The sequence below is a fragment of the Gilliamella sp. X-57 genome (assembly GCF_057063565.1).
Map to the genome: position 1 here is coordinate 153917 of NZ_JBXSQI010000002.1, position 13078 is coordinate 166994.

A 13078-nucleotide genomic window follows, 5' to 3' on the forward strand; every position below is an offset into this window, starting at 1 on the left:
ATGACCAAAGTATCAATCGAAACACTGGCTCAAGAGATAAACACTCCAGTGCAAACACTTTTGCAACAGTTTGCCGATGCAGGTATGAAGAAAACCGCATCTGATACTGTTACACAAAAGGAAAAAGAAGCTTTGCTTGCTCACTTAAAACCTCAGCAAGGACCAACAAAGCTAACATTGCAACGTAAAACGCACTCAACCTTGAATGTGTCAAGCGGTGGTGGCAAAAGCAAAGAAATTAAAGTAGAAGTTCGTAAAAAACGAACTTTTGTTAAACGTGATCCAGCTGAAATTGCCGCTGAACAAGAAAAGGCACGCCTTGAAGCAGAGCAAAAAGCGAAAGAAGAAGCCGAATTAAAAGCGCGCAAAGAAGCTGAAGAACAAGAAAAGAAAGAGGCGCAAGAAGCCAAAAAACGTGCTCAAGAAGAAAAAGCGAAAGCAGCGCAAGAACATTCAGTAGATCCTAAAGTGAAAAAAGCTCAAGAGGAAAAAGCACGGTTAGAAGCTGAAGCGAACGAAATTAAACGTAAAGCTGAAGAAGAAAGTCGCCGAAAATTAGAGGAAGATGCTAAACGTATGGCTGAGGAAGCGCGTAAACTCGCTGAACAATATAATGAGGCTGATGATAGTGATCATACCGAAGATGAAGATTATCATGTGACAACCTCGAAATATGCGAGAGCCGCAGAAGACGATACCGATCGTGAAGTTGAAAGTGCTCGAGGGCGAGGTCGTAGTGGTAAACAGACTAAGCAGAAAAAAGGCAGCAAACTATCGGAAGGCAAAGCAGAACGAGAAGAAGCTCGGGCTGCGACACGTGGTGGTCATAAAAAGAAAGGTAAAAGTACCTTACAGCAGGGCTTTAATAAACCTGTACAAGCAGTTAACCGCGATGTGGTTATTGGAGAGACTATTACTGTTGCCGAATTGGCTAATAAAATGGCCGTAAAAGGTTCTGAAGTCATCAAAACCATGATGAAAATGGGCGCAATGGCAACTATTAATCAGGTTATCGATCAAGAAACGGCGCAACTTGTTGCTGAAGAAATGGGGCATAAAGTGGTGCTTCGCCGTGAAAATGAGCTAGAAGAATCACTCATGAGCGACCGTGATACTGGTGCAGAAAAAGTTGCACGCGCGCCAGTTGTCACCATTATGGGGCACGTTGACCATGGTAAAACTTCATTACTTGATTATATTCGTAAAGCGAAAGTGGCATCAGGTGAAGCGGGTGGTATTACTCAGCACATTGGTGCTTACCATGTGAAAACAGCAAATGGTGAAATTACATTTTTAGATACTCCGGGGCATGCGGCATTTACTTCAATGCGTGCTCGTGGTGCTAAAGCAACGGACATTGTGGTACTTGTTGTTGCCGCTGATGATGGCGTGATGCCACAAACCATTGAAGCGATTCAGCATGCTAAAGCGGCAAACGTGGCAATTGTGGTTGCGGTGAACAAAATTGATAAACCGGAAGCCGATCCTGAGCGCGTAAAAGGTGAACTTGCGCAATATGGTGTAATGTCAGAAGATTGGGGTGGTGATACCCAGTTTGTTCATGTTTCAGCAAAAGCAGGAACCGGTATTGATCAACTACTTGAAGCTATTTTATTACAAGCAGAAGTCCTTGAATTAACCGCATACGAAACCGGTATGGCAAGTGGTGTAGTAATTGAATCATTCCTTGATAAAGGTCGTGGTTCGGTTGCGACAGTGCTAGTGCAATCAGGTACGTTACGTAAAGGCGATATCGTTCTTTGTGGATTTGAATATGGACGAATTCGGGCAATGCGTAATGAACTAGGCAAAGAAGTGACAGAAGCGGGTCCTTCAATACCAGTTGAGATCCTTGGTTTATCGGGTGTGCCATCGGCAGGTGATGAAGCAACTGTTGTGCGTGATGAAAAGAAAGCGCGTGAGGTTGCTCTTTATCGACAAGGTAAATTCCGTGATGTGAAACTTGCTCGCCAGCAAAAAGCGAAACTTGAAAACATGTTTACTAATATGACAGAAGGCGATGTTTCTGAGCTTAATATCGTATTAAAAGCGGATGTTCAAGGTTCGGCTGAAGCGATCTCAGATTCATTACTTAAACTGTCAACAGACGAAGTTAAAGTTAAAATTATTGGATCAGGCGTGGGTGGTATCACTGAAACTGACGCATCACTGGCAGCTGCATCAAATGCGATTATTTTAGGCTTTAATGTTCGTGCCGATGCCTCTGCACGTAAAGTAATTGAATCAGAAAACTTAGATCTTCGTTACTATTCAGTAATTTATGATCTGATTGACGAAGTTAAACAAGCCATGAGCGGTATGCTTGCACCAGAGTACAAACAAGAGATTATTGGTCTTGCTGAAGTGCGTGATGTATTTAAATCGCCTAAATTTGGTGCAATTGCCGGTTGTATGGTAACCGAAGGTGTGGTTAAACGTCACAATCCAATTCGTGTTCTACGTGATAACGTGGTTATCTATGAAGGTGAACTTGAATCATTACGTCGCTTTAAAGATGATGTTAACGAAGTGCGTAATGGAACTGAATGTGGTATTGGTGTGCGCAACTACAACGATGTTCGTGTTGGCGATACGATTGAAGTCTTTGAAACTATTGAAATCAAACGTACGATCTAATGACAACGTATTAATGTTATAAGCAAGGTTCAGCCTTGCTTATTCATTTTTTAAGGAAAATAGATATGGCAAAAGCATTTAATCGTTCATCTCGAGTTGGGCATGAATTACAAAAAGAAATTGCAATTATCTTACAACGAGAAATCAAAGATCCTCGTCTTGGCATGGTCACTGTTTCGGGCGTTGATATCTCGCGCGATCTTGCCTATGCTAAAGTGTTTGTCACTTTTTTAAATGATGATGATCCGCAAGTGATTGAACAAGGTTTAGCGGTACTTAATGACGCTAAAGGCTATATTCGCACGTTAATTGGCAAAGCGATGCGTTTGCGGATCATTCCTGAGATCAAATTCTTTTACGATGAGTCGCTTGTTAAAGGAATGCAAATGTCGAGTTTGGTGGCGGATGTTATCAAGCATGATAACGAGCGTCATAAAGATTAATATTAAAAAAATAGTCCTGAATTTTGTCAAAAAGTTTCAGGTAACTATACGTTTCAGTATAAAATAAATGATGAATATAAAAAGAACTCGCCGTGATCTTCACGGCGTTTTGTTACTAGACAAACCACAAGGCATGACATCCAACGATGCTCTGCAAAAAGTGAAATGGCTATTTAATGCTAAAAAAGCGGGGCACACAGGGGCACTTGATCCATTAGCGACAGGTATGCTACCTATCTGTTTTGGTGAAGCGACCAAATTTTCACAGTATTTATTAGATTCAGACAAACGTTATCGAGTGATCGCCAAACTTGGTGAACGTACAGATACCTCAGATGCGGATGGCCAGATTATTTGTACCAAACTTGTTAAAGTGAACGAATCGCAAATTAACCAAGCTTTAATGCATTTTCGAGGTGATATTTTACAAGTACCGACCATGTTTTCGGCTTTAAAATATCAAGGTAAACCACTTTACGAATATGCCCGCCAAGGTATTGTCATTGAACGTGAAGCTAGACCTATTACCGTTTACGAAAATCAATTTATCCAATTTGATGCTATAAAAAACGAATTAACGCTAGAAATACACTGCTCTAAAGGCACCTATATTCGAACTATTATTGATGATTTAGGCGAATTACTGGGTTGTGGGGCACATGTTATTTATTTAAGGCGTTTGCAAGTATCTAATTATCCGATTGATAAAATGATCAGTTTAGATGCATTACAAAATAGGACTGAAAAGGATGAACTGTTAATGCCTGTTGATAGTCCGTTACAAGATCGTCCAAAAATCACGCTGACTGATGCACAAGGTAAAGATATATTGTTAGGGCGAACCGTTGAATTTGAAAGCGCTACACAAGTTGAAACCTTGGTGCGAATTTATCAAGGCAAGCAATTTATTGGCGCCGGCGTGATGCAAAGTAACAAATTATCGCCAAAGCGATTAATATCAACCTTGTAATGAATTGGTTATTTTTATTTAAATGCTAAATTTAATTTTCAACAGTAATTAAAAAGCTAACGATAAATTAAATTTAGCGACAGAAAAATACCGAGTTGTTTATAATTCAAGATTAAAATGATTTTCTAAAAACGCATAAGGTATTTTCAATATAATTATGTCATGCGGTTTAACCTAATTATAAAAGTGAACAAACTGCTTAATCTTTTACTTTTTATCTTTGAATCCTCGAATATTTAATTTATTGGAATTACTCGCCTTGTTTAAAATAATTTGAAAAACTACAGTAGTAAATATACATAAAAAACAAAACTGACGCCTTTTTAGATTAATATTTTTTGTAAAAAATATTCAGGATTCTATGCCGTTTGGTAATTAATTGAGGGTTTACAGTATTTTATTTGTTAAAAGGTGTAATAATCATCGTATCAATCAAAATTCACAAAACCAGGCTGCCAACAGACCAACGTAGTGAATTCATTAAGTGTACCGCATTTGCTTTAAATTGCGATCGAACAGAAATGTTAGATTTATCTCTGTTTAACAATCTAGCGTAAGTAAGGAGGATAACCGAACAATGGCTAACCATTTATCACACCGGCAGACTTCACAAGGTATTAAATAGCCTGATACTTATTGAATATAAAACATTAAAATAGGCAACATGATTTTCTATGTCAGTTTTATACTCACAATTGGATATATACATAATTTTACCCAATTTATTTATAATAACGGTATAGAATCCTGAATATTTTTAACAAGAAATAATCAAAGGTAAAAAGTGTGTTACGGAAAATATCATAGAATGAATAATTAAGGCAAAGAGAGTTACAATTGACTGATGCATAAAGAAAAAATGAAGCATCCTGATAATAAATAGTATAAGGGCCGAATCTAAGGCGAAAGAAGCGCTTGAAAAGCAAAAAAATAAAAAGGTCTTAACCAAAGATCAGTAACAAAAAACTATATGTGTTTTGTATATCGGATGAAGGAATAGCTATTTTTAGTTTCATTTATTTTGAGTTGAAATAAATGAACATTTAGCAAACGAATTGGCCATTATGGAAAGTAGTTGATATGTTCTTTATTTATGATGCGTAACGTCAGTTCGGTAATAGCAATAATTAACGCTGAGCGAATCATTTGTTGATAGCGGTTTTGGTACATGGAAGATTTTAACGTATCGACGATGCCAGATTGTTTGGCTTTTTCGTGTTGCGATTCCCAGCTTGGTGGTAACACCATATCATGTAATAAACTAATAGGTCCCAAAATTTCATCATCTAAATAAGTATATTGCCTGTCGTCTTGTTCTAGCTCGTCCAAAATAGCAATCAGCAGTTCTATATCTTCGTAATCTTCACGAGAAATAATTCCCAACACATAAAGCAGTTTTAAGCAAACAGAAGTATCATTGAGTGGTCCATTTTTACCAACTAATGAAGGGATGACAAATTTAATGGCATGAGGTTCTTTTCGAAAGACTTTAAGAATTAATTTGTTGACATTATCATTGATTAATTTTATGGCAACAGTTAGCAAGCTGTGAATATCAGCTTGCTGGTTGAGTTTTTCTAATATCGCATCTTCTTGTAATATCGATTCTGGCATTAGGTGTTATGTAAATTGACGATTTTGCATTGTAGTATAAATTTCTTCAATTTGCTTAACAATAGAATTGTTAACATCAATCCCAGCGATTTGACAAAAAGCGTGTTTAACTCCTTTTTCAGTAATGAGTTTTGCCAGTTCAACTGCTTGCTCATCATCACTATTACGATAGTTGAGAGCGGCTGCGATACCGATTAGTAAGTTAGTATTTTTAACTTGATACTCAAAAGTACCGAGCAATGGCTTAATTAAACGATCGCCAGCGCCTAATTTACGCATTGGTTGCCGACCAACACGTGAAGTATCATCATGTAAATACGGGTTTTCAAAGCGGTTTAAGATTTTTTCGATATAAGCCATGTGTTTTTGTTCATCAAAATTGTAACGTTTGATAAGTACTAAGCCGCTTTCTTCCATTGCTCCACGAACAATTAACCGAATTTTTTCGTTTAAAATTGCATCGCGAATGGTGCCAATACCATGATAGAAACCTAAATAAGCCGTAATCGCATGACCTGTATTTAAGGTAAATAGTTTTCGCTCAACAAAAGCCATTAAATTGTCAACAGGCTGCATACCTGTAATGGTTGGAATCGTCCCCACAAACTGCGTTTCATCAACAATCCATTCAGAAAAAGTCTCTACAGTGACTTCTAAAATATCGCCTGTTTTTGATGTTGCAGGTGGTACAATGCGATCCACCGCAGAATCGACAAAACCGATATGGGCATTTGTCCATTGATGAAGCTCTTTTGGTAGTGATTTGAAGATTTCTTGTTTAAATTGGCTAGTACCACGAACCATATTTTCACAAGCAATAATATTCAGTGGCTTGGTATTGCCTTGTTGATGTCTTGCTATAATCCCTTGCGCAACACTTGAAGCAATGCGCGCTAAAATTTGCGGACCCACGGCGGTGGTGATTAAATCAACTTTGGTAATATAATCGATCACTTCATTAGAGGTGCTGTTAATTCCATCGACATTTTTGACTATTTCAGTGGTGGATTGTTCGCCAACAACATTGACGGGGTACTCACGGCGCTTAGCGATTGCAGTGATGATTTGTTCATTGATATCGGCAAATGTGACCTGTATGCCAGCATCTGATAGTAATTTTCCAATAAAACCTCGCCCAATGTTACCTGCGCCAAAATGTAATGCTTGCATTATAATAATCCTTAATTAAATTTAAAAAGTGGTAATGGTTTCCCACTTGTTAAGTGGGAACGATAGTTGTGATATTAACTTAAAATAGCAAGTACCTCTTCAATACTTGTTGTGTTAACCAGTTTGGTAATAATGGCTTGATCATCAAGAGCATTAGTGAGTTTTGCAATGACATCAAGGTGTTCATTATTACGTGCAGCAATACCTATTATAATTTTCGCTTTGTCGTTGTCTTCTTCGCCAAATTGAACACCAGCTGGATATTGGCAAAATACGATGCCGGTTTTAATAACGTCGTTTTTTGATTCAATAGTACCATGTGGAACAGCTATTGATTCTCCTAAATAAGTGGACGTTAATTTTTCACGCGCTAACATTGCTTCAATGTAGGCAGGGGTAACATAACCATTATCGACCAATTTTTGCCCGGCAAAACGAATGGCTTCTTCTTTGTTTTTAGCGTTTAGCCCTAAAAAAATGTTTTGTTCTGATAATTTAAATAGGGGTGCATTATCAGTGGATTGGTTGCTGCTAGGTATCGTTTCACTTGCTAAACTACTCGCTTGTGAACTTAAAAGATCCGCAACCAATTGGCTATATAATTGACTGTCTAAAAAGTTGGTTAATGATATGTGATGTGCGTTTGGAGCGTGTTGTTTGGCTTGATCGGTTAAGTCTTTATGCGTGATAACTATGTCAACATCATTAGGAAGGTTATTGATTGCTAAATTAGTGACAAAAATATCGAGATTGGCATCTTGTACTTTTTTGCGTAACACACCTGCTCCCATAGCACTAGAGCCCATTCCTGCATCACAAGCCACAATGATTTTTTTCACTTTAGCTAAGTCAAGTATTCCATTTGTAATACCTTTTGATTCGTTTTTCATTGCAGAAACATTCGATTTTGCATCTTCAAGACTTTTGTCTGTCTCTTTGGTTGTTTTTAATAAAATCGCAGAAACGATAAAAGTAACCGTAGTTGCAGCAATGACAGAAAAAATTACGCCAAGCATAGATGATTTTGGTGTGACGGCAAGAACGGCAATGATTGAACCTGGTGATGCAGGTGAGCTTAACCCCGCTCCAAATAATGTTAAAGTAAATACGCCTGTCATTCCACCTAAAATAACCGCAATAATAAGACGTGGATTCATTAATACATAGGGGAAGTAAATTTCATGGATCCCGCCAAAGAAGTGAATGATTGCTGCGCCACTGGCTGAACTTTTTGCTGATCCTTTACCAAAAAACATATAAGCGAGTAGTAAACCTAAGCCAGGGCCAGGGTTGGCTTCGATTAAAAAGAAAATAGATTGAGAATGTTCAGCCGCTTGTTGAATACCTAATGGTGAGAATATACCGTGGTTAATGGCATTATTTAAGAAAAGGATCTTAGCGGGTTCAATAATGATCGACGTTAAAGGTAATAAATTATGCTCAACTAAGAAATTAACGGCAATAGTTAATTTACCAGATGCAATAACGACAGCAGGACCAATTGCGAAAAAAGCAAGCAACGCAAGTAGCATACCGATAATACCCGCTGAGAAATTATTGACTAACATTTCAAAACCGCTTTTGATTTTACCGTCTACGGCTTTATCAAATTGCTTTATTACCCAGCCAGCAAGTGGGCCGACTATCATTGCTCCTAAGAACATGGGAATATCTGAACCAACAATGACGCCCATTGTTGTGATTGCACCAACCACTGCACCTCGTTCACCGTGAACTAATTTACCACCAGTATAACCAATCAATAGTGGTAATAGGTAGGTAATCATAGGTCCAACTAGTTTGGCAATCGTTTCATTTGGATACCAGCCTGTTGGAATAAAAATAGCGGTAATAAATCCCCAAGCAATAAACGCACCGATATTTGGCATTACCATATTACTTAAGAATCGCCCAAAATTTTGGACTTTCAATTTGATGTTTGAGGTTGTCATAATATTCATCTTTCCTTATTGATTGGTATAATCTTTATGCAGTTATTGTAGAGGGATTTTGTTATTCGATTCATCAAAAAAAATTGATAAGTGTGATGAATATCACATTGTTAAAACCATTCGATTTTTTATTTTTGTGATTAAGATCACATTTACTTGGTATAAAAAGCAAAGTTTTAAGTCCAATAGACTAAAACGTATGTTTTCCTGAAACCTTTTTACAAAATAAGTGAACTTTGCCAAACTCGTTAACAAAGCCTTGCGCAATGATAAAAAATCACAGGAAAACTTATTACAGTAAAAATTTTAGTATCCGTTGATGTTATGTGAGAACTTTAGTTTTGATTACGATCTCAAAACCATACCGTCAGTCCCCACATTTAATCTAGCGGGCTTTACTCCACGGTAACCGATTTTGCTAAATTACGAGGCTGATCAACATCAGTGCCTTTGAGCAAAGCAACATGATACGCCAGTAGTTGGGTGGGCACGGTGTAGTAGATTGGTGCGGTAAGTTCTTCAATATGGGGTAGATTGATGATGTGCATGGTGTCATCACTGACAAAACCCGCATCTTGCTCGGCAAAGACATACAGTTGACCGCCACGCGCTCGCACTTCTTCGATATTGGATTTTAGTTTTTCTAGCATTTCGTTGGTTGGTGCCATCACAATCACTGGCATATCCGCATCAATTAATGCAAGAGGGCCATGTTTGAGTTCACCTGCAGCATAAGCTTCGGCGTGGATGTAAGAGATTTCTTTGAGTTTTAACGAAGCTTCCATAGCAATTGGATATTCATCGCCCCTCCCTAAGAATAACGCATGATGTTTATCAACAAATTGCTCTGCTAATTTTTTAATTTGTGGTTCAGACATAAGCACTTGTTCAATGCGGTTTGGCAAGGTTTGTAAGGCGTGGACAATTGCTTGCTCGGTGCTTTGTGCCATATTATTTAAACGTCCTAATTTTGCAACTAGTAGCAATAAAACCGTTAATTGTGTGGTAAAGGCTTTAGTTGATGCAACACCAATTTCAACCCCTGCTTTGGTTAATAAAACGAAATCGGCTTCACGCACGAGTGTGGATGCCGCTACATTACAGATGGCAAGGGTACTTAAGTAATGGTTTTCTTTCGCCAATCGCAAGGCAGCGAGTGTATCTGCGGTTTCGCCTGATTGTGAAAGAGTAATAAATAGACTGTTTTTGCGACGAGCGGGTTTGCGGTAACGAAATTCTGAGGCAATTTCGACATCGCATGGTATACCTGCTAAGGCTTCAAACCAGTAGCGCGCCACCATACCGGCATTATAAGCGGTGCCACAGGCAACAATTTGCACATGCTCAACCTGCTTTAGTATATTTTTTGCATTATCGCCCAGTTCTGATAAATCCACTTTACCATGCGCCATACGACCTTCAAGGGTATTTTTAATCGCATTAGGCTGTTCGTAGATCTCTTTTTGCATATAGTGACTATAGCCTGCTTTGCTACCCGCATCATATTTTGCATCAGATTCTATACATGGCCTTGTTACTTCATGATGATTCTTGTCTAAGATTGTCACTGTGCGGTGTGTGATAAGTGCGGTATCACCTTCTTCCAAATAGATAAATTGGCGGGTGACAGGTAATAGCGCTAATTGATCTGATGCGATAAAGTTCTCGCCTATGCCACAACCAATAACTAAAGGACTGCCGGAGCGCGTTGCAACTAGTATATCTGGGTTGTGCGTGTCCATAATGACTGTGCCATAAGCGCCTCGTAGTTGCGGGATAGCTTTTTGCACGGCGTCAAATAAGGAACAATCTTCGGTTGATATAATGTCATGAATTAAGTGGGCAATAACCTCGGTATCGGTTTCTGAACGGAATTGGTAGCCTTTGGCGATCAGCTTTTCACGCAATGGTTCAAAATTTTCAATAATTCCATTGTGCACGACAGCAATAAAGCCAGATACATGTGGGTGGGCGTTATGTTCAACTGGTTCACCATGGGTTGCCCATCGAGTATGCGCAATTCCGGTAGCTCCTTGTAGTGAATGTTTTGCAATGGCATCTTTTAGTGCTTGCACTTTGCCAACACGGCGAACGCGTTGCAGTTCGCCGTCTGGTGAAATAATTGCCAGTCCTGCTGAGTCATAACCACGATATTCTAATCGTTTTAGACCTTCTAATAATATTTCAGCAACATCACGTTTGGCGATAGCTCCCACGATTCCACACATAGTTTATTCCTCGTTAGTTAACTTTGTAGGTCGTTTCCAACCAGCAAGTTGTTTTTGTTTAACTCGACTTACAACCAATTCGTTATCATTTACATTATTGGTAACGGTTGTGCCTGCTGCAATAGTTGCACCTTTACCCACTTTTACCGGTGCAATCAATTGTGTGTCAGAACCGACAAACACATCATCTTCAATAATAGTTCTAAATTTATTGGCGCCATCATAATTACAAGTGATAGTGCCTGCACCAATGTTGACATTACTGCCGATTTCGCTGTCGCCAAGGTAGCTTAAGTGCCCAGCTTTGGTGGCTTTGCCCAGATGCGCTTTTTTTAATTCAACAAAATTGCCGACATGGGCTTGTTCGTCAAGTTGTGAGCCAGGTCGTAGGCGAGCAAAGGGGCCGATAGTACACTGTTTAGCGATAGTTGAATCTTCAATAATGCTATACGGACTGATATTTGAGTTATCATCAATCGTGCAATTTTTTAAGATACAACCTGCACCAATAAATACGTTATTACCTAATGTGACATTGCCTTCAATAACCACGTTACAATCAATGGTGACATCTTTACCGTGCGAGAGTGTGCCACGTAAGTCAAAGCGATTTGGATCAAGCAGTGTCACACCAGCGAGTAATAAGTGTTGAGCTTGCTGATGTTGATATCGTCGTTCTAATGTTGCCAATTGCAGGCGATTATTGACACCTTCAACTTCAAATGGTTGTACTGGGTGCGAGGTTAATATGTCATAACCATCTTGGTGCGCAAAAGCAATAATGTCGGTTAAGTAAAACTCTTGTTGCGCATTATTGTTGGTTAAACGAGATAACCAATTTTTCAATAATTTGCCAGTAACGAGCATGATACCGGTGTTAATTTCATTGATTTTTTGTTGCTCAGGGGTGGCATCTTTTTGTTCCACAATGGCAACGACTTTACCGTTGTGGCGTTCAATGCGTCCATATCCAGTTGGATTATCGAGTATTACCGTCAATAATGCGATGCCTTGTTTGGGTTTGCTAGCAATTAAAGTTTGTAGCGTTTGAACCGATATAAGAGGTGTGTCGCCATATAAAATTAAGATATCTTCATCATCTTGAATATAAGGGATAGCTTGTTGAACAGCATGGCCAGTGCCGAGTTGTTCAGCTTGATAAATCAGCTGCACATGTTGATTTTTAAGTACATCTTCAAGCTGTGCTTTGCCATGTCCATAAACAATATTAATGCGGTTGGTATTTAGTTGTTGAACTGTATCAATAACATGTTGTAACATCGGTTTTTCGCCGATTTTATGTAAAACTTTAGGTAGGTTGGAATACATCCGTGTGCCTTTTCCTGCCGCCAAAATAATAGCACTCAGTTTTGGAGGTGAAATTGCCATAATCAGTTCCAGTCTGGTTAAATTAGCCTAATACTATAATCAAAGTTTTTAATGAAATCATCCACAATCTTTTAATTTTTATCATAAAAAAAGTAATATTGATATTTACCAATGGGTTTAACAAAAAAGGAGGTCATGTTATGAATTCCGTGATGAAAGTTTTATTACTCTATACCACACACGAAAAACAAACACTTAAGATTATGCAACGTATAAAATCGCGTCTTTATGGTAAATGTGAGTGCGACATTATTGAACTGCTACCCGATACTAAAATCGATCTAACTCAATACCAAGCAGCTTTATTGGGTTGTTCGATTCGTTATGGGTTTTATGGCAAAGTGATGAAAGTGTTTATTGATAAGCATTATCAGCAATTAAATAAGATGAAGTCTGGATTTTTTGGGGTAAATTTGGTGGCAAGAAAACCCAATAAAAATACGCCAGAAACGAATTTATACACCAAAAAATTCTTAGCTAAAATAGCATGGAAGCCAACCATTACTGCAGTTTTTGCTGGCGCGCTGTATTATCCACAATATAATTGGTTTGATCGCAATATGATCCGTTTGATTATGTGGTTAGGAAAGGGTGATACTGATGTGACAAAACCAATGATTGAATATACTGATTGGACAAAGGTAGATGAGTTTGCCGATCAATTTTATACTTAAA

9 protein-coding genes are annotated in these 13078 nt (G+C 38.4%); 4 read left to right on the forward strand and 5 right to left on the reverse strand.

The window, feature by feature from the left end:
- The 3 genes from infB to truB all read left to right on the forward strand — a co-directional run bounded on the left by infB (window position 1) and on the right by truB (window position 4050).
- Window positions 1-2637: a translation initiation factor IF-2 gene (gene infB, locus ACYIAL_RS01910; protein ID WP_483750821.1), complete on the forward strand. Its 2637-nt coding sequence runs from the start codon at window positions 1-3 to the stop codon at window positions 2635-2637.
- Window positions 2638-2702: 65 nt separating this feature from the next.
- Window positions 2703-3080, forward strand: coding sequence for a 30S ribosome-binding factor RbfA (gene rbfA / locus ACYIAL_RS01915; RefSeq protein WP_065586528.1), 378 nt, complete (start codon window positions 2703-2705; stop codon window positions 3078-3080).
- Between the two features lie 67 nt (window positions 3081-3147).
- Entirely contained in the window at window positions 3148-4050 is a 903-nt protein-coding gene (gene truB / locus ACYIAL_RS01920) for a tRNA pseudouridine(55) synthase TruB (RefSeq protein ID WP_483750822.1), read from the forward strand.
- Between the two features lie 1062 nt (window positions 4051-5112).
- Here truB and ACYIAL_RS01925 read toward each other — a convergent pair.
- The 5 genes from ACYIAL_RS01925 to glmU form a co-directional block, all read right to left on the reverse strand.
- Window positions 5113-5664 carry an MltR family transcriptional regulator gene (locus tag ACYIAL_RS01925; RefSeq protein WP_483750823.1) on the reverse strand — a complete coding sequence of 184 codons (552 nt, stop codon included), beginning with the start codon at window positions 5662-5664 and terminating at the stop codon, window positions 5113-5115.
- A 6-nt stretch (window positions 5665-5670) separates the two neighbouring features.
- Window positions 5671-6834: a mannitol-1-phosphate 5-dehydrogenase gene (locus ACYIAL_RS01930; RefSeq protein WP_174796195.1), complete on the reverse strand. Its 1164-nt coding sequence runs from the start codon at window positions 6832-6834 to the stop codon at window positions 5671-5673.
- A gap of 74 nt (window positions 6835-6908) precedes the next feature.
- On the reverse strand, window positions 6909-8786 hold the full coding sequence (locus ACYIAL_RS01935; RefSeq protein ID WP_483750837.1) for a PTS mannitol transporter subunit IICBA: 1878 nt from the start codon (window positions 8784-8786) through the stop codon (window positions 6909-6911).
- Between the two features lie 395 nt (window positions 8787-9181).
- Window positions 9182-11014 (reverse strand): glutamine--fructose-6-phosphate transaminase (isomerizing), encoded by a 1833-nt coding sequence (gene glmS / locus ACYIAL_RS01940; protein ID WP_483750824.1) that lies wholly within the window; start codon window positions 11012-11014, stop codon window positions 9182-9184.
- Window positions 11015-11017: 3 nt separating this feature from the next.
- Window positions 11018-12403, reverse strand: a complete 1386-nt coding sequence (gene glmU / locus ACYIAL_RS01945) for a bifunctional UDP-N-acetylglucosamine diphosphorylase/glucosamine-1-phosphate N-acetyltransferase GlmU (protein ID WP_174796197.1) — start codon at window positions 12401-12403, stop codon at window positions 11018-11020.
- A gap of 152 nt (window positions 12404-12555) precedes the next feature.
- Between glmU and hemG the strand changes: the two genes are divergently transcribed.
- Window positions 12556-13077, forward strand: a complete 522-nt coding sequence (hemG, locus tag ACYIAL_RS01950) for a menaquinone-dependent protoporphyrinogen IX dehydrogenase (RefSeq protein WP_483750838.1) — start codon at window positions 12556-12558, stop codon at window positions 13075-13077.
- Window position 13078: the final 1 nt, after the last annotated feature.